Origin of the sequence: Corallococcus sp. CA054B (assembly GCF_003611625.1) — a bacterium.
Classification (GTDB): Bacteria; Myxococcota; Myxococcia; order Myxococcales; family Myxococcaceae; genus Corallococcus; species Corallococcus coralloides.
The window spans coordinates 1-17,625 of the sequence record NZ_RAVY01000200.1; the positions used below are offsets into that span (position 1 = coordinate 1).

Consider the following 17,625-nt stretch of genomic DNA (forward strand, 5'->3'; position numbering starts at 1 on the left):
ATCCCTTCCCTATAGGCCCCGTCATGCCGCCCGAAGCCGCCGAGCCCTCCATGTCGTCCTCCCCCCCGGCCCACGGCATCCGGGGGGAGCTGCGCGCCCTGCTGGCGCTGGCGGTGCCCCTGTGCATCGCGCAGGCGGGCCAGTCCCTGATGAGCGTGACGGACACCTTCATCGTCGGCCGGGCGGGCACGTCCGCCCTGGCGGCGGTGGGCCTGAGCCACGCCCTCTTCTTCGCCGTCAGCAGCTTCGGGATGGGGCTGATGATGGGCGTGGACCCGCTGGTGTCCCAGGCCATTGGCGCCGGCAACCCACGCCGCGCGCGCGACGTGCTCTGGCAGGGGGTGTGGCTGTCCGCCTTCGTGGGCGTGGTGCTGTGGGCGGTGCTCATCACCGTGCCGTCCGGCCTGCCGTGGGTGGGCGTGGCGGAGGAGCAGATCGTCCAGGTGCGCGCCTTCCTGCACTTCCGCGCGCCCAGCCTGCCCCTGATGCTCATCTTCCTCACGGTGCGCGCGTACCTGCAGGCCATCGGGACGCCCCGGCCGCTGGTGGTGTCCGCCGTGCTGGCCAACATCATCAACGTGATGCTGGTGCCGCTGTTCGTCTTCGGCGGCGAGTCGCTGCCCGCGTGGGCGGGACCGCTCACCCACGTGCCGGCCATGGGCGCGGCGGGCGCGGCGCTGTCCACCCTGTTGTGCACGGCGCTGGAGGTGCTCATCGTCGCGCGGGCGGTGCAGGCCATCCCGGTGCCGGGCACGCCGTCACGCAGGCCGGTGAAGGCGGATCAGCTGCGGGCGTTCCGGGTGGGGCTGCCCATTGGCCTGCACATCGCGGCGGAGGTGGGCGTGTTCGCGCTGGCGGGCGTGCTGGCCGCGAAGCTGGGGCCGGTGAGCGTGGGCGCGCACCAGATTGCCCTCTCCTTCGCCAGCCTCACCTTCACCATGGCGCTGGGCATCGGCAACGCGGGCAGCGTGCGGGTGGGCTGGGCCGTGGGCGCGCACGACACGCCGCAGGCCCGCAGGAGCGGGCTGATGGCCTTCGCCCTCGGCGCGGTGGTCATGTCGCTCGGAGGGCTCGTGTTCGCGCTCTTCCCCCAGGGCCTGGCGAAGCTGGCAGGGGCTCCGGAGGACGTGCTGCCGCTCTTGCTGCCCCTGCTGATGGTGAGCGCCATCTTCCAGGTCTTCGACGGCGTGCAGGGCGTGGGCGCGGGCGTGCTGCGCGGCGCCGGCCAGACGCGCTTCACCTTCGTGGCCAACATCATCGGCCACTACGCCGTGGGCCTGCCCCTGACCCTGCTCCTGGGCTTCCACCTGGGCATGGGCGTGCTGGGCATCTGGTGGGGCCTGTGCGCGGGGCTCATCACCGTGGCCGTCGCCGTGCTGTGGCGCTTCTGGCGCGTCAGCGCGGGCACCCTCCGGCCCCTGGAGAGCTGAGGAGAGATGGTTGTAAACTTGCAGCGTAGGCGGAAACTCCAAGAATCTGGGAATCGGACGCAACACGGATCTGGAAGTCCCGACAATTGTCCCAGGAGCTTACATGTCCAACTACCGCATCCGCCCTGGCGACACCCTCTCTGGCCTGGCCGCTCGTTTCGGCACCTCCGTGCAGAAGCTGGCGCGCGACAACAACATCTCGAACCCGGACCTCATCTTCTCGGGTCGAACGCTGCGCATCGGCCACTCCGGCCGTGACAGCTTCGACGCGGGCGGTGGCCGTCAGGGCGTTCGCGGTGGGCGCGGTGTGGGCGGCGGGCAGGACGTGGGCGGCCCGATGGGCGTGGCCCCCACCGGCGGGACCGAGAAGGGGCGCCGGCTGGCGGAGGCGGCGCGCGCGGCGGCCATGGGCATGGGCGGCTACAACAGCCAGGGCCTGTGCGCCACGGGCGTGAGCCGGGCCATCCGCAACTCCATGGGCATCGGCGTGTCGGGCAACGGCAACCAGATCGACAACAACCTGCCGCGCGACAAGTTCCGCCAGGTGGACATGTCCCTGGAGGACGCGCTGAAGATTCCGGGCCTCGTGCTCACCTGGGAGGCCACCTCCTCGCGCCTGGGCAGCATCTACGGCCACACGGCGGTGACGCTGGGCGACGGTCACTCGTCCGCCAGCGACTTCATCGAGCGCAACACCACGAACAGCGGCCGCACCGGCTTCAAGGTGTTCATGCCCATCGAGTAGCCCTTTGGGGTTGCTCACGATGGTGCATCACGAAAGCCTCCGGGTCCTTCCGACCGGAGGCTTTGTCGTGTCCGGAGTCCGGAGCTCGGCGACCGCCGCGACTTCAGGCCGGCAGGTACTGGCGGATCATCTGCCGCCACACGGGCCAGTCGTGGGTGCCGCCGTCCCAGATGGACAGGTCGTTGCGGATGTCCTTCTGCCAGAGGACCTTGGAGAGGTTCTCGTTGGAGGGGCGGCAGAAGTCGTGCTCGCCCACGGCCAGGGTCATCTCCACGCGGCGCAGGGCGGACAGGCGTCCGGTGTCGTGCAGGTTGGGCAGCCACTGCGGCGCGGTGTGGAAGTACACCTGTTCGTCGTGGTGGCCGTCGAGGAAGTCCTCCGTCTCGAACTTGCCGCCCATGGAGATGAGGCGCTGGAAGACGTCCGGGTGGCGCAGGCCCACGTTGTACGTGTGGAAGCCGCCCAGGCTGCACCCGGCGAGCGTGAGGCGGCCGCCGGCGGCGCGGCCCTTCGCGAGCGGCACCACCTCATGCAGCAGGTAGTCCTCCCACTGGGCATGGCGGGCCACGCGCACGGCGGGGGCGACGCCCTTGTTGTACCAGGACTCCTCGTCCACCGAGTCCACGCACACCACGACGTAGCGGCCCGCGGCGATGCCGTCCGCGATGGCGCCGATGAGGCCGAAGTCCTCGGCCTGGAAGAAGCGGCCCTTGCTGGTCGGCACCAGGATGACGGGTTCGCCCGAGTGCCCGTACAGCAGCACTTCCATGTCCCGGTTCAGCCGCGGGCTGTGCCAGCGGTGGTATTCGCGGTTCATGGCCGCCACCTTAACCGGCGCGTTCGCGGCGCAGGCGGAGCGGCCACACGGATGCGCTCGGCTCAGCCGCCAGTGAACACCTGCCGCGTCTGCTCCACACCTCTCCATGGCGTGAGAAAGGCATCCGCCTCCTTCGCGATGAGCTCCAACGAGGCGGTCAGCTCGTGGCCGTCGTCCACCTCCACCAGCCGGACGTGGCGCTTGCCCTGGGCCCACTCGCGCGAATAGCGCACGTCGCAGGTGTCGTCCTGGCGGCCGTGGATGATGAGGGTGGGCACGCGCACGTCCGGCCAGGGGCCGCGCTTCGCGTCCATGAGCTGGGCCTCCTCCATGATGCCGTGGTGCACGCGCGTGCGGCGCTTCTCCGCGTGGTCGTCCGTCTCCAGGTAGCCCGTGCGCTTCCACTCGGTCCAGTTGTTGGGGCCCAGGCGGCGCTGGAGCTGCTCCACGAAGCGGAAGGCCGGGGCCAGCAGCACCAGCGCGCCCACGCGGGCGTCCTGCTCGGCGGTGCGCGCGGCGACGAGCCCTCCCATGCTGGAGCCGATGAGGACGGCGCGGTCATTGGGAGCGCCCAGCGCCTCCCGCACGGTGTCCAGCATGGCGTGCAGGCTCAGGTGCTCCAGCGACGGCACGCGCAGGTTGAGGCGCTCCAGGGGGATGCCCTGCTTCGCCCAGTACGCGTCCAGCCAGACGCCCTTGGCGGAGAGGGGGCCGGAGGCGAAGCCGTGCAGGTAGAGCCAGCGGGGACCGGAGGTGGGGGGCGGCGCGTTCATGGGCGCGCACTGTATCCGCGCTCGCTAGAAGCGCAGCACGGGCCCGGCGACGATGCTCTGGAGCGGTTTGGCGCACATGTTCACGCTGACGCCCGCGCTGGCGCTGGTGTCATCCGTGGCCTTGGTGAACTTCACGTCGCAGAACTGGATGGCGGTGGCGACGGAGATGCCCCACCGGTCGGAAATCCAGCCGTCCAGGCCCACGCGGAAGGCCATGCTGGTGACGTCGAAGTCCTCGCGGCGCAGTTGGCCCAGGCTGTCCGGGGTGAAGGGCTGCGACCAGCTCTTGGCCAGGCGCGCACCCACCCACGGTGTCACCGGCTTGTCGCCGAGGAAGCGCAGGCGGGCTTCCAGGCCCACGGCGGTGTAGTCCAGCTGCACGCGGCTCAGCTCGGACGGGTTCTGGGCCTCGGCGAACTGCTGGCCCCAGGTCTGGGTGGTCTCGAAGACGACGCCCAGGGACAGGCCGGGCGGGGTCTCCACGGCGAGCCAGGCCTGGAGGGCGGGGCCCTTGGCGCGCCAGTCGCTGAAATGATCCAGGGTGATGCCCGCGCCCAGGGAGGCATAGCCATGCCACCCGTCCGCGACCGCTGGCCCCGCGCCCAGGACTCCGGCCAGGGTCAGCCACTTCCACTTCGTGTCCATGCCGCCACTGTATGCCGGACCGGGGGCGAGGCTAGGCTTCGGGGCATGTCCGTATCTTTCGAGGTCGCGGCGGCCGAGGTCCGCGACGCGCTCACCGACGCGAGCCGGGGGCTGGTCGAGCGCGAGGCGATGGTGGAGCTGGTGGCGCTGTCGGCGGTGGCGGGCGAGCACCTGCTTGTCGTGGGACCGCCGGGCACCGCGAAGAGCGAGGCGGTGCGCAGGACGGCGCGCGGGCTGGGCGGCTCCTACTTCGAGTACCTGCTGGGGCGCTTCACGGAGCCGTCTGAAATCTTCGGGCCGGTGGACCTGCGCAAGCTGCGCGAGGGGCTGGTGGAGACGGAGACGGCGGGCATGTTGCCGGAGGCGGAGGTGGCCTTCCTGGACGAGGTGTTCCTGGGCTCCACGGCCATCCTCAACACGCTGCTGGGGCTGCTGAACGAGCGCACCTTCCGGCGCGGCCACACGCGCATGCAGTGCCCGCTGCGGGTGTGCGTGGGCGCGTCCAACGCGCTGCCGGAGGATGACGCGCTGGCGGCGTTCGCGGACCGGTTCCTCGCGCGCATCTTCGTGGAGCCGGTGCCGGATCCGCGGCTGGAGGAGCTGCTGGAGGGGGGCGCGTCGCTGTGGGCGGACGCGGCGCCGCGAGTGGCGTCGCTCCAGTCCCTGGACGTGGTGGCGCAGGCGGCGAGGCGCGCGGACCTGGGGCCGGTGCGGCCGCACCTGGCGCAGGCGCTGCGGACGCTGCGGGCGGCGGGCATCGCGCTGTCGGATCGGCGCGCGGTGAAGGTGCAGCGGCTGGTGGCCGCCGCCGCGGCGCTGGCGGGGCGGACGACGCCGGGCGTGGCGGACCTGTGGCCGCTCGTCTACGCGGTGCCCACGAAGGAGGCGCAGGCGCTGGCGCGCGACGTGCTGCGCGACGTGCTGTCCGCGTCGGAGAACCTGGCGCTGCCGGCCGCGGCGCTGGAGGCGAGCGCGGGGCCCCTGGCCCGGGCCCAGCGCATCGCGCAGGCGGGGCAGGTGTTGCTGGAGTCTCGGCCCGTGGACGGAGACGTGGACGCGGTGGCCGCGTGGCGGCTCAAGCTGGAGGGCGTGGCGCGCGAGATGGACGCGGGCTTCGCGCCGGAGGCACTGCCGGAGACGCTGCGTGCGTTGCGTGGCGCGGTGGCGGCGGTGCTGGAGGAAGAAGCGAGCACTCGCGCGGCGTGACGTGCGTCATCCAGGCCAGCCCTCGAAGGTGTCCCATCCTTCGGGAGGCGCATGGAACCCGAGGGCTTCCAGGCACTGTCGGGACGGGTGCATCCAGTCCGTGCCTGGAAGGCTGTCGGAGGGTGTCCGGACCACGCTGTCCACGAGCGCTCGTACCTGGGGCGACGCGGCTCGGAATCGCTCCGCGTCGGGGCTTCCCTTGGCTTGCTCGCAGAACGCCGCAAGCGAGAGCAGCCGCGCATCCAACGCCTCACGCAGAGTGGCTGGAGGGGCCTGCGTGGACCATTGTGCATACAGGCGCGGCGAGGTCGTAGGTTGCTCTGTGTAATCCCCAGTGGCGCCTCAAGGCGCCACCGGGCGGTTGCATTTCAGGACCAACTCAGGCAGCGGCTGTTCCTGTCGTGGATGTCCTTGCTGCGCGATTGCCGAGGGTGATAGCCCAAGCGCAGGCAGATCTCGGCGATTGCGCGGCCCAACTGGGTATGGAGCGAGTGCAGGGGGTTCCGCTTCGCGCCGCATGCCGCGAGAGCTGTTTTGTATCGAGCGGGGTAGCGGGCCATGAGTCGCTTGATGACATCGTGGGTGTCGAACAGGCGGCGGGATAGCGCGATTTCGCGGATCACGTTCTCGATGTAGAGACTTGGAATCGGCACTGCCATGGGTGGGCCTCCGGGCAAAGCGGGTGAAGCCCAAGTCCTACTCCTCGGTTTTCAGCCAAGGCCCGAATCGGGCTTGGAGTGCCTCATTCTTGAGGCGATCTAGCCGCTTGACGGCTGTGGGCGTGAGTTTCCATGGCAGCGACCCTGGCGCGCAGTGATTTCAGTGGGTTATCGCGCAGGGCCGACCGGGTGAAGGGGCATCGGAAAGCGTCGACGATGAACGCCGCCGCGGCCGAGTCGTCGAGGATCGCGGTTCCGGGCTTGGGCTCAGGTCGCTTCTTCGGACTTATCTGATTCAGATAAGGGGATGCCTCAGGTGCAGCCCGGCGCTTTCGTCAGGGGCGGGTCCGCGGATGCGAGCTGGGACTGCGATGCAGCGAGCACGCCGAGTCCCATCACCAGACGTTTCAGGTGACCAAAACGGTGCGATGCATCCTCCATCGACTCTGCGTGTTTCACACTCCCTGCCGAAGGTCGCTGCCGTCACGCTGGGACGGGTGACTCGACGTACTTCGCGAGCTTCTCCAGGGACATCCTCCATCCAAGCTCATTGTCCGCGGGTGGTACGCCGGGCGGGAGTCCTTCGTGCACGGCGACGAGGTCGGTGCCTCCGTCCTGTGCGTCGGTGAGCGTGAACGTGATGATCATCTCTCCTTGCAGCGCGGGGTCGGAGGTCTCGAACTCGGTGGTTTCGATGACCTGTTCGTCCGGCACGAGCTTCACGAAGCGGCCGTGATGCGTGTCCGTTTGCGCGCTCGTCTTTCCGGTCTCCGTGGGCGCGTCGTAGGTGAGTGAGATTCGGAACGCGCCGCCCTCGCGCGGTTCGAAGACGTGCACCTGGCTGGTCATGCCGTCGGCACCATCCAGGTCGCGACCGCCCGGGCGTCAATCAGGGCGCTGTAGACGCGCGAGCGAGGGGCCTTCAGGTGGGAGCGGATCCGGGTCGTGCTCATGCTCGGGAGCATGGACAGCGGCTCCGGACGCTGTACAGCGGAAGTCCGGCGGACTGTCGCGCGTCATGCCCGGCGCGGTCTAGAGTGCGCGGGTGATCAACGGGCGTGGGATGCGCGGGAGCAGGGCGTCATGAGGCCGCCTCTGGAGCCGGTCGTCGCGGGACTTCCCGTGCGCTGGCGCCCCCGGGCCCTACCCCTGGAGCCCGTGGCCGTGGCCGGCGTCGGCCCCGTGGCGCTCGCGCTGGGACACCGCGCTTCGCGGGCGGAGGACGCGACGCTCGCATCGTGGACCGGTGTCGCGGGACCGGACGTGCTCGTGCTGCTGGGAGCTTCCGCTTCGCTGCCCTGGGTGGATGGCGCGGTGTACCTGGGCCGTGACCCACTGGCGCCCGCGCTGCTGCTGCCCTGCACGCTGGAGCCGGATGTGGCGCCTTCGTTGTTGGAGCGCGCGCTGCTCGCGGGGCAGGGTGATGCGCCGCTCGCGGTGCTGCCCTCGTCCGGGGTGCTCGTCTCTGTCGCGGCGGCCAAGCCTGTCGCGCGCGCCTCGCTGTCCGCGTGGTTGTCCGCCTCGGTCGTGGAGGCCGCTTCGTGACGACCGCGCTGCCTCCCGCGCTGCGCCCCTGGGCGGCGCAGCTGGCCCTCTTCCCGGAGGACCTCGCGCGGCACCTGGGGCCGCATGTGGCGCGGCTGTCGGCGGCGGTCGGGACGCTGCGGCCTCGCGGTGAGGCCGAGGGCGGTGAGCCTCAAGGTTATGACGGGCTCTCCCGACGGGGGCCTTTCGACCGGCTGCTCGTCAGTGAGTGGCTCTGGGCATTGGAGGCGCCGGAGGAACTGGTGCGCCGCGCGGCGTTCGGTGAGTTGTCATTCCTCAAGCCCGCGTTCCGGCAGCCGCAGGGGGCTCGGCGCACCGTGGTGCTGCTGGACGTGGGACCGGATCAACTGGGCCTGCCGCGCATCGCGCACCTCGCGCTGCTGGTCGTGCTCGCGCGCCGCGCCGAGGCCGTGGGCGCGGCGTTCACCTGGGGCGCGCTCCAGACCGAGCCCGCTCAGGCCACCCATACGGGCCTGGGCGGCACGTCGCTCCTCGCGTGGCTCAACGCCCGCTCCACCACGCCCGCATCCTCGCGACACCTTGCCGCGTGGCGCGAGGTGCTGGACCTCTCACGCACGCCCGAGGACGTGTGGCTCGTGGGCTCCTCGCGCCTGGGGCGGCTGGAGGGCGCGGAGGGGATGTCCCGCGTGGAGGTCTCCGAACCGATGGAGCCCGGCGCGCACCGGCTCACCGTGGACGTGCGGCCCGCGGCCCGTGTTCCCCGCTCGGTGGTGCTGGAGCTTCCGCCTCCGGAGGATTGCCTGCGCCTGCTGCGCAATCCCTTCGCTTCCACTCAAGCGGCTTCCGGAGTGCTGCCGCGCAAGGCCGACCGGCGGATCGCGAAGTTCTCCTTCTCCGGGGACGGCCGGCGTGTGGTGTTGTTCGCCGCGGATGGCGCCGTCGAGGCCATGGCGGTGCCGCATTCTCCGCGCGCGACCGTGCCCAAGCCCCGGCGCATCTACGTGCATCCCGGGCAGCACGTGGTCGCGGCGGGATGGCGCTCCTCGGGTGGACTGCTCGTGCTCGCGCGGAACCAGGGCGGTTACGTGATGCACGGACAGGTGCGCACGCCGAGGGGTTTCCGGAAGGCGCGCTACCACGTGGCGGATGACCTCAACCGGCCGGATACCGAGTCGGACGTGCTCCCGTCCAACATCGTGAGCTGGGTGGATCCGCGGGGGCAGGAACACCTGTGGTTGATGAATGACAAGGACCAGCTGTTCTCGCTGGCGCCTCCCTCCGACGTGGGGACCTCGGCGATCGAGGTGGTGGCGGAGGACGTCAGCGCGCTCGTGTCGGTGAACGCGCACCCGGTCTGCGTGCTGCGGCCCCAGGGCAAGGGAGCAGGCCGCGCGGTCATCTCACGGCTCAAGGTGCTGGACGAGGAGCCCGCCCGCATGGTCCCGCTCAACGCGCGTGACGGGTATGCGTACTTCGGCTACTCGCCGTCAGGGGGGCACCCTGACGCGGGGCTGCTCGCGGTGCGCGACGATGACTCGGAGTGGCGGCTGTTCCTGGAGACGGGCGTGTCGGCCATCACCGTGCCCAGGGCGCATGAGGTGGTGGGGGTGATGCAGCCGCCCGCGCCTTCGCCGCCCGGGCTGGTCGCGTTGGATCCGGATCAGCGCACCTTCCGCTTCTTCTCGACCCAGGTGCCCCGGAAGCTCGCGGTGGCCAGTGGTCCCGTGGTGCAGGCCGCGGCGAGCCACGGGCAGCCGGTGTTCGGGTGGCTGACGCAGGCGGGGGAGTTCGTGTTGTGGGACCTGATGGAGCAGGCGGTGCTGTACCGCTCCGTCCCGGAGGCCACGCCGTGAGCACCGCGACCGGCTCCGTGCGTCCTCGCGCCCAGGTGCACCGGGGCACCGTGGTGGCGGCGGCCTGGTGGTTCCATCCCGGGCTGCTGGGAGAGGCCGAGGCACGTCGCCGCGTGCTGGCGGCCTGGAGGCCCGGCGCCACGGTCTGGGCACTGGCGGGAGGCCATCTGCTGAAGCTGGCGGCATCGTGCAAGAGCGCGGTGGAGGCCGCGCCTGGACTGCCGCTGGTGCTGGAGTCGGGAGTGCTCACCAGCGCGCCGCTGAGCCCGAAGGAGCGCGAGCGATTGGCGCCGCCGCCGGGAGCCGTCGTGCTGGTGCACGAGGGCATCGCGCGGATGTACGGGCCCGGAGCGCTGCGCCAGGTGGATCCGGGGACGTGGCTGGACGTCTCGGCGTGGCGGCGTGTGCGGGTGAAGGGATTGGGCGCGCCGCCTCCGCCCATGAAGAGCGCGCTGGAGCCGCTGCCTGCACCCACGCGCGCGACGTTCGGACCGAAGGTGCCCGCGCTCGCGCCCGAAGCGGAGCGCATGCTGGCGCGCATGGCGGGGCGAGAGGTCCCGGTGATGCGCGAGGGCTTCTTCGAGAGAGTGCGGCGGGTCTTCTCGCGGAAGCCCGGCGAAGCCGTGCTGACCGTCCGTCGTGAAGGATTCTTTTCACGCTTGCGCCAGGCCTTCCGCACGGAGACGCAAGGCACACCGGGCACCGGGGCACGGGCCGGCTGGCTCGCGCGGCTCCTCGCGGGAATGCGCGGACGCAACGGCGCCACGGCTTCACAGGGCTCGCTCCCCGCGCCCGGCGCACGTCCCGCCGAACCGGAAGGCCCGGGCGCGCTCGAACAGCTCAAGGAGTGGATGCTCCGGAACACGCTCCTCGGACAGCTCGTGGGACGGCGCAAGGGCGACTACCTGCGCCACCTCTTCGAACTCTTCGAACAGGGCAACCTCGACGAAGCCCTGCGCCACGCCATCCCCCTGGGCAAGGACATGGACGCACGCGCGAAGCTCGCGCTCGGTGTCCCCGGCCCGCGCGAGACGCTTCGCATCCAACCCCAGGGCCGGAGCGGTGCCGCGCAGTCGTTCGGCGGAGGCCCCGCCGTGTTCGAAGCGCTGCGTGAGCGCTACCGCGAGACCTTCCGCCGCCTGGAGCGCGAAGGCCGCATCGACGAGGCCGCCTTCGTCCTCGCGGAGCTGCTGGAAGCGACCGAAGAGGCCGTGTCCTTCCTGGAGCGCCACGGCCGCTTCCAGCTCGCGGCGGAGCTCGCGGAAGGGCGCGACCTCCCGCCGGGCCTCGTGGTGCGCCAGTGGTTCCTCGCGAAGGACGTGGAGCGCGCGGTGGCCATCGCACGGCGCTCGGGTGTGTTCGCGGACGCCGTGCTGCGCCTGGAGAAGACCCATCCCGCCGAAGCGCAGGCCCTGCGCCTCTTGTGGGCGGAGTCGCTCGCGGAGGCCGGAGACTGGTCGCGCGCGGTGGACGTCGTGTGGCCCGTGTCGTCCGCGCGCCACCTCGCACGCGCCTGGGTGGCGCGGGGCATCCAGGCTGGAGGCACGGGCAGCGCGAAGCTCCTGGCGCGCCTGGCGCTCGCGTTCCCGGACGGCTTCGGCGCCGCGCGCGAGGACATCCAGACCCTGCTGTCGGACGACACCTCGACACGCGCTCCGGAGCGCCTGGCCTTCGCCACGGAGCTGCTGCGCGCGGACGCCTCCGATGCCCGGAGCGCGCTCCTCGTCCCCACCGTGCGCTCGCTGATGCGCGACGAGGTGATGGAAGAGCTCCCTTCCAACGCCAGGCTCCTCCAGCAGCTGCACGCGCTCAAGGACCCGGCCCTGGCCGCGCTGCGCACGGACCTGCCGACGCCGCGGGCCTCTCAACGGAGCCCCTGGTCCGAAACGCACGACCTGCCGCACGTGCGCGTGTGGATGGACCGGAGCCACGCGGGCGCCCACGCCGTGCATGACGCCGTGGTGCTGCCGGGCCGGCGCGTGCTGCTCGCGCTGGGGGAATCCGGCGCGCGGCTGGTGGGCCCGGACGGACGCACGCTCGCGGGCTTCGACGTGCCGGCGTTCTCGCTGGTTCTGTCCGCGCAGGGAGACCGCGCCCTCGCGCTGGCGCGGCGGGGTGACCTGTGGCGCGTGTCGCGGCTGGACCTGGTGGAGCGCCGGGCCACGCGCTGGTGCGACCTGGAGCTGGACGCGTGGGCGCCCACCTACGACGGGGAACGGTGGTTCACCGCCACGCGCGACGTCGTGAGCATGGTGGACACGCTCGCCGCGGAGCCGCGCTCGCTGTGGCGCGTGCCGGAGGTGGGCGGCACCGTGCTCGAGATGGCCGTGGACGCGAAGCACCTGTCCTTCCTCGTCCTGCACCTCACCCCGGGCCAGGACTTCGAACGTCTGGAGCGCTGGGTCTATGCGCTGGAGAGCGGCCCCGTCCTGCGCGGGCGCGCGGACATGAAGGACCTGCGGGAGACGCTGGACGCCCTCGCGCTCACGCCCGACGGCGAGGCGATGGGCGTGCTCATCGCGCCTACCGAAGACGAGGAGCCCGGACCCTGGCCCTACTACGTGGCCCCCATCGTCGCGCGGCGCTTCCACCGCCCGGCCCGGCCGGACGGGGAACGCATGGGCGTGGTGCTCACTCCTTCCTGGAGCGTGACGCGCTTCCAGAAGCGCGAGCTGCACACGGCCGTCCTGCGCACCGTCGCAGACCATCCCCGCGCGACGGTGGAGTTCTCCGGCACTCCGCCCCAGGTCGTGCGCCTCACGGAGGACTGGTGCGTCGTGCACGACCTGCACGGGCGCGTGGTGTGGCTGGACCTGCACTCGGGCGAGGTCCACCGCGTGCCGGTGGTGTGAGCCTCCACATCAGGCGCAGCGCATATGGCTGGGCACGATGACCATGCTCGCCGTCAGCGCGCAGCCGGCGTCGTCCACCTCCAGCACCACGCGCACGCCCTCCACCGTCACCAGCAGCGAGGGCCGCTCACTGTGCAGCGCCATCAGCCACGACGACGCCAGGGGCAGCTCCGAGGCCGCCAGCTCCGAGGCGCGCAACAGGTGCACGCGCACCGCGTGACGGACCGGGGCCGGCAGGGCGTGCAGCGTGTAGAGCGACTCGTCCGTCAGCCGCAGTGAGTACGGCACGCGCGGGAGTTCCTTCGGACGCCCGGGCAGCTCGCGCAGCCGCTCGGCCAGGGCCCGCACCAGCGCCTCCGGCTGGGACGGCTTGTGCAGGAAGCCCACCACCCCGTTCAGCGGCACCTCCGGCGCCCCGCTCGCCGAGGACATCATCATCACCGTCAGGTGCCGCAGCCGCGCGTCCGTGCGCAGCTGGCCGTACACCTCCCATCCATCCAACCGGGGCAACACCAGGTCCAGGAGGATGAGGTCCGGGTGCTGCGCGCGCGGGCGATGACGCAGCCAGTCCAACGCCTCCGCGCCGTCCGCCACGGATGACACCACGAAGCCCGCTTCGCGCGCCGCGCGGCCCACACCCTCTCGCCATGTCCGATCGTCCTCGACGAGCAGCAGGTGGTGGACGCCCAGGGCCATTCCCCGATTCGACCTGTTCTTCCTCGGGTTCTTGAAGCGCACCCGGGTCCGACGGGAGCCCCAGCGTCACCTGTCCGACAGTGTGTCCCAGCGACTGTTTCCGCCAGACGCCCGGCGCCCGCCAGCTCGTATCACCGTGCCACTGTCATCTTGCAGTTGGGCTGTAGATGCACACCCTTGTCGGCGCTCATGGCCTACCGCTGCCAATTGGAACCCCCGGTGGTGCGCACGCTCACGGATTGTACGCCCGCGGTGCGTGAGCGGCTCCAGGCGGAGCTGGGCGCGCTCGCCAGCCGGATGCCGGGTCTGCAGGTGCCACCGTCGGGGCGGGAGGGGGCGACGGTGCTCTCCTGCGGATTCCAGGTCCGCTACCGCGTGGAGCCGGGCGCGGGGCTCCTGCGGTTGACTGCCTTGTCGCCGCTGGGCCTGGTCCGTTCGCCTTCCTCCTGACACGTCGTCAGACGGTCCTTGTCGCATGGGAAGCGGGAGCCTAAGTCGGAGGTGACCTCCTCTTCTCCCGGATGCACCTCAGGTCCCCTTCGCCCCGCGAGCCTCGCACCGTGTCCCTGCCCCTGGCCGACTTCCTCTTCCAGTCCCGTGACGTCCTGCAGGACGCGTGGCTCCACGAAGCCCCGGGCTCTGGCGACACCTTCACGCATGGGCTGTCCGCGGTGGCGGCCCGGATGTCGAACCCGGACGCGCGCGTCTCCGACCCACTGGCGCGCGAGCTGTCGCTGCTGGTGCAGGGCTCCAACGGGCACCCCACGACGACGAACTTCCGGCGCCTGCGCGACACGGTGCTGCGGGTGTGGCGCGAGCGGGGCGGCGGAGGCTCGGGCGACGAGGAGCAGGTGGAGCGCTTCCACGACGCCGTGGACTCTGTGGAGGCCGCGGCGCTGGAGGCCCACGTCCAGGCGCGGATGCTCGCGTCGCGCGCGGCGGCGGAGGCCGCGCGCGAGCAGGGCGCTCCGGACGCGTCCGGGCCCCAGCGCTGGGAGGACATCTTCACGCACCTGGGCGTGGGCGTGGCGGTGATGGCCGCGGAGGACAGCGCGTTCGTGGCGGCGAACCCCGCGCTCGCGCGCATGCACGGACAGCCCGCGGAGGCGCTCAAGGGGCTGCGGCTGGAGGACCTGGTCGCGCCCGAGTCGCGCGGCGCGCTGCCCCGGCACATGGCCGCCGCCAGCTCCAAGCCGTTCCACGAATACGAAGCGCTGCACCTGCGCCGGGACGGCAGCCGCTTCCCCGCGTTCGTGCACGTGACGTCCTTGAGGGACGCCACGGGCCGCCGCGTGGGCCGCGCCGCCACGGTGCTGGACATCACCCAGCGCCGCAATGCGGAAGCGGAGCGGCAGCGCCTGCTGGCCACCATCGAGGCGGAGCGCGCGCGGCTGGCGGCGGTGTTGGATCAGCTCCCCGCGGGCGTGCTCATCGCGGAGGCGCCCAGCGGCCGGCTGCTCCTGGGCAACCGCGCGCTGGAGTCGCTGTTGGGCCATCCGTTCCGGCCCTCGGCCAGCCTGGCGGACTACGAGTCGTCGCATCAGATGTTCACCGCGGACAACCAGCCGCTGGCGGACGACGCGTGGCCCATGGCCCGCGCGCTGCGCACCGGTGAGACGCGCCAGGCGGAGCCGCTCCAGGTGCGCCGGCCGGACGGCACCACCGCGCACCTTCTGGGCTCCAGCGCGCCCGTGCGCGACCGGGACGACCACATCGTCGCGGGCGTCGTCACGCTGGTGGACGTCACCGAGCGCCGCCGCGCCGAAGAGGCGGCGCGGGAGGCGGCGCAGTTCGGCGAGCGGCTCATCGCCATCGTGAGCCACGACCTGCGCAACCCCCTCAACGCCATCCAGCTGTCCGTCACCAAGCTCCTGCACGGCGACGCGCTCCAGGAGCGCGACCGCAAGGCGGTGTCCCGCATCGCGCGCTCCAGCGAGCGCATGGCGCGGATGATTTCGGAGCTGCTCGACTTCACCCGCAGCCGGCTGGGCGGCGGCATCCCCATCGAGCGGGTGCCCGGCGACGTGCGCGCGGCGGTGCGCCAGGCGGTGGAGGAGCTGGAGGCGGCGTGGCCGGAGCGCTCGCTGACGTTGAACGTGGGCCCGGGCCGCTACGACGGCGCCTGGGACTCGGGCCGGCTGCTCCAGGTGGTGAGCAACCTGGGCGGCAACGCGCTCCAGTACAGCCCGCCGGACTCACCCGTGCGCTTCACGCTGTCGGACGCGGACGCGCACGTGGTGCTGGAGGTGCAGAACGGCGGAGACCCCATCCCGCCGGACATGCTGCCGCGCCTGTTCGACCCCTTCCGGCGCGGCGCGGGCAGCAACACGCACGGCGGCCTGGGGCTGGGGCTCTACATCGTCGAGCAGGTGGTGAAGGGCCACGGAGGCCGCATCGAGGTGCGCTCGCGCGCGTCGGAGGGCACCGTCTTCCGCGTGCTCCTGCCTCGCGAGCCGGCGCAGCCCGCGACGCCGCCGGGCTCAGTAGGCGGCGGCTAACTGCGACTGCGTGGAGGAGCGGAACGGCTCCAGCGCGCGCATCAGGTCGTCCAAATCCAGCGGCTTGGGGATGGACGCCCGGATGCCCTGGGGCACGGGGCGGGTGGCGCCCGCGCCCGACACGACGATGACGGGCAGGTTCTTCAGGCGCGGCTCCTTCTGCACGCGCTCCATCAGCTCCCAGCCGCTCATCACCGGCATCATCAAATCCAGCAGCATCACGTCCGGCGTGGGGCCGCGCCTCAGGCGCTCCCAGGCGTGCAGGCCGTTGCCGGCGACCTCCACGGCGAATCCTTCCAGCGTGAGGAACTCCTCCAGCATCTCACGGCTGTCGACATGGTCTTCCACGAGGAGGATGAGGCTTCGCATTGCTCCGGGAGCCTCCCCCCGTCCGGCTCCGTCCGAAAGACCCGTGTCCAGGGAACGTCCAGCCCTGGACGATAGGCCATTGGCAATGTGCAGCCCGCGCCACTCCGGGTGCCTTGGAGGGCAGGCGCCTGTCTCCATGCCCGCGAAAAGCGGATGGGGCCTCCCCCTTCCAGGCCCCATGGGCGCGGAAGGCGAAGGCCCCACCGGGGACCTCGGGCTACAGGTCTGTTCAGCCCTGGTACTGGTGCACGGACATGATGGGGTAGTTCATGGACGTGAGGCTGATGCGCTGCGAGCCGTCCGAGTTGATGTTGTTGGAGCCGATGAACTGGGCCTTGCCGTCCTTCCAGCCCGCGAACATCACCACGTGCTGGCCGCTGCCCACCTTCATGGAGACGACGTCGCCGGGCTTCGCGTCCTTCAGGTCCACGCGCTTGAAGTTCGGGTCGCGGTCCAGGTTCGCCTGGAGCGTCATCACGGACGCGCTGTGCTGGCTGTCCTTGATCTGCCCGGCCTGCTCCAGGCACGCGGAGACGAAGTTGGCGCAGTTGACGTTGTTGGGGACCCAGTCCTCCATGTCCGCGCCCACGCCGGACGTCTCGTACTTCAGCGAGCCGGCGTTCTTGCCCATGTGGGACATCGCGATGTCGAACGGGCTGCCACCGGGGCCGCGCGTGCCCGGGCCCGCGCCGCCCGGAGGCGCCGTCACGTTGCCCGCGCCGCTGGAGCCGCCCGAGCCGCCACCGCGCACACCCTGCGTGCCGGGCTCGAAGCTGTCGCGCGAGCCGGGGATGTTCAGCGTCTTGCCCGCGTAGATGAGGTCCTTGTTCTGGATGTCCGGGTTGGCCTTCATCAGCGAGTCCACGGAGGTGCCGTAGCGCTTCGCCAGACCAGACAGGGTGTCGCCAGATTGAATGCGGTAGCTCATGGGGGGGCTCCTAGAGGGAGCAGTGACCCGGAGTGGTCACCGGCTGCGATTGTTTCCATTCTCGGCGATCAAGAACCCGGGTTGCGTCCCCCGCCTGCTTTTCACTCCAGGCGCGCACATGTGGCCGAATGGACGCACCCGGAGCGGAATCCCGGTCACGAAAGCGCCGCACCGGCGACAGGCCCCTCCTGGGGAGCGCTTATCCCGGTGCGTAATTTCCGGGGATTTAGCGGCTCCATGACGGGGTGCGTCCAGGTGGGTGGTCCTTATGAAAGGGGAAACAATCCGAGGGGATGGAGGCGCGCGCCGCGCTTGAACGGGTGGGAGGGCCCGCGCATGGTGGCGGGGTGACGACCATTGCTCATCCCGACTTCACGGCGGCGCGGTTCAGCGGTTTCCCGGACGCGCGCTTCACCCCGGCTCCGGCGGACGGCGTGCTGCCGGAGGGCTTCTTCACCACGACGAACCTGCCCACGTACGTGCGGGTGGACGGGCGGTGGCGGATGCCGCGCGAGCCGCGCATGGACGGCGCGCTGGTGCTGGACGCGCAGGGCGAGCTCTGGGTGCGCGAGGGCCGCCGGGTGCGCGCGGGCGAGCAGGTGGTGGTGGGGAAGGCGGAGGACGGCAGCGAAGGCGTCTACGTGAACA

16 protein-coding genes and 1 pseudogene are annotated in these 17,625 nt (G+C 71.4%); 9 read left to right on the top strand and 8 right to left on the bottom strand.

What is annotated here, in order from left to right:
- Positions 1-23: 23 nt before the first annotated feature.
- Both D7V80_RS33530 and D7V80_RS33535 read left to right on the top strand, forming a co-directional pair.
- Positions 24-1,430, top strand: coding sequence for an MATE family efflux transporter (locus tag D7V80_RS33530; RefSeq protein WP_120591981.1), 1,407 nt, complete (start codon positions 24-26; stop codon positions 1,428-1,430).
- A gap of 103 nt (positions 1,431-1,533) precedes the next feature.
- Entirely contained in the window at positions 1,534-2,175 is a 642-nt protein-coding gene (locus D7V80_RS33535; protein WP_199738920.1) for a LysM domain-containing protein, read from the top strand.
- Between the two features lie 103 nt (positions 2,176-2,278).
- Here the strand turns inward: D7V80_RS33535 and D7V80_RS33540 are convergent, their stop codons facing one another.
- From D7V80_RS33540 to D7V80_RS33550, 3 genes are all read right to left on the bottom strand, one after another.
- A complete protein-coding gene (locus D7V80_RS33540; RefSeq protein ID WP_120591994.1) occupies positions 2,279-2,992 on the bottom strand; it encodes an esterase family protein in 714 nt (237 codons plus the stop codon).
- 62 nt (positions 2,993-3,054) lie between these two features.
- Positions 3,055-3,765 (bottom strand): YqiA/YcfP family alpha/beta fold hydrolase, encoded by a 711-nt coding sequence (locus D7V80_RS33545; RefSeq protein WP_120591983.1) that lies wholly within the window; start codon positions 3,763-3,765, stop codon positions 3,055-3,057.
- Positions 3,766-3,789: 24 nt separating this feature from the next.
- Entirely contained in the window at positions 3,790-4,410 is a 621-nt protein-coding gene (locus D7V80_RS33550) for a hypothetical protein (protein WP_120591984.1), read from the bottom strand.
- 45 nt (positions 4,411-4,455) lie between these two features.
- On the opposite strand from D7V80_RS33550, the gene D7V80_RS33555 reads away from it, so the two are divergent.
- Positions 4,456-5,616, top strand: a complete 1,161-nt coding sequence (locus D7V80_RS33555) for an AAA family ATPase (protein WP_120591985.1) — start codon at positions 4,456-4,458, stop codon at positions 5,614-5,616.
- A 368-nt stretch (positions 5,617-5,984) separates the two neighbouring features.
- Here the strand turns inward: D7V80_RS33555 and D7V80_RS33560 are convergent, their stop codons facing one another.
- Together D7V80_RS33560 and D7V80_RS33565 are read right to left on the bottom strand one after the other, a co-directional pair.
- Positions 5,985-6,275, bottom strand: coding sequence for a hypothetical protein (locus D7V80_RS33560; RefSeq protein WP_120591986.1), 291 nt, complete (start codon positions 6,273-6,275; stop codon positions 5,985-5,987).
- A 483-nt stretch (positions 6,276-6,758) separates the two neighbouring features.
- Positions 6,759-7,124, bottom strand: a complete 366-nt coding sequence (locus D7V80_RS33565) for an SRPBCC domain-containing protein (RefSeq protein ID WP_233585903.1) — start codon at positions 7,122-7,124, stop codon at positions 6,759-6,761.
- A 234-nt stretch (positions 7,125-7,358) separates the two neighbouring features.
- Here D7V80_RS33565 and D7V80_RS33570 point away from each other — a divergent pair, with 234 nt between their 5' ends.
- From D7V80_RS33570 to D7V80_RS33580, 3 genes are read left to right on the top strand one after another with little or no spacing between them, the layout of a single operon-like run.
- Positions 7,359-7,820: a hypothetical protein gene (locus D7V80_RS33570; RefSeq protein WP_120591987.1), complete on the top strand. Its 462-nt coding sequence runs from the start codon at positions 7,359-7,361 to the stop codon at positions 7,818-7,820.
- Positions 7,817-9,634, top strand: coding sequence for an LpqB family beta-propeller domain-containing protein (locus D7V80_RS33575; RefSeq protein ID WP_120591988.1), 1,818 nt, complete (start codon positions 7,817-7,819; stop codon positions 9,632-9,634). The genes D7V80_RS33570 and D7V80_RS33575 overlap by 4 nt, the downstream gene beginning before the upstream one ends.
- The gene (locus D7V80_RS33580) at positions 9,631-12,486 is read left to right on the top strand and encodes a bpX6 domain-containing protein (protein WP_199738921.1); all 2,856 of its coding nucleotides are present in this window, start codon (positions 9,631-9,633) and stop codon (positions 12,484-12,486) included. Before D7V80_RS33575 ends, D7V80_RS33580 begins: the two co-directional genes overlap by 4 nt.
- Positions 12,487-12,495: 9 nt before the next feature.
- Here D7V80_RS33580 and D7V80_RS33585 read toward each other — a convergent pair whose 3' ends face one another.
- A complete protein-coding gene (locus D7V80_RS33585) occupies positions 12,496-13,182 on the bottom strand; it encodes a response regulator (RefSeq protein WP_233585905.1) in 687 nt (228 codons plus the stop codon).
- A gap of 177 nt (positions 13,183-13,359) precedes the next feature.
- Here D7V80_RS33585 and D7V80_RS33590 point away from each other — a divergent pair, with 177 nt between their 5' ends.
- Together D7V80_RS33590 and D7V80_RS33595 are read left to right on the top strand one after the other, a co-directional pair.
- Positions 13,360-13,632, top strand: a complete 273-nt coding sequence (locus tag D7V80_RS33590; protein ID WP_120591991.1) for a hypothetical protein — start codon at positions 13,360-13,362, stop codon at positions 13,630-13,632.
- A 110-nt stretch (positions 13,633-13,742) separates the two neighbouring features.
- A complete protein-coding gene (locus D7V80_RS33595; protein ID WP_233585907.1) occupies positions 13,743-15,680 on the top strand; it encodes a PAS domain-containing sensor histidine kinase in 1,938 nt (645 codons plus the stop codon).
- Here the strand turns inward: D7V80_RS33595 and D7V80_RS33600 are convergent.
- Positions 15,663-16,049, bottom strand: a complete 387-nt coding sequence (locus tag D7V80_RS33600) for a response regulator (protein WP_120591993.1) — start codon at positions 16,047-16,049, stop codon at positions 15,663-15,665. The genes D7V80_RS33595 and D7V80_RS33600 overlap by 18 nt on opposite strands.
- A 229-nt stretch (positions 16,050-16,278) precedes the next feature.
- The gene (locus D7V80_RS33605; protein WP_014393250.1) at positions 16,279-16,977 is read right to left on the bottom strand and encodes a LysM domain-containing protein; all 699 of its coding nucleotides are present in this window, start codon (positions 16,975-16,977) and stop codon (positions 16,279-16,281) included.
- A gap of 347 nt (positions 16,978-17,324) precedes the next feature.
- Between D7V80_RS33605 and D7V80_RS33610 the strand changes: the two are divergent.
- Positions 17,325-17,625, top strand: a pseudogene (locus tag D7V80_RS33610) (hypothetical protein); the annotation flags it as partial.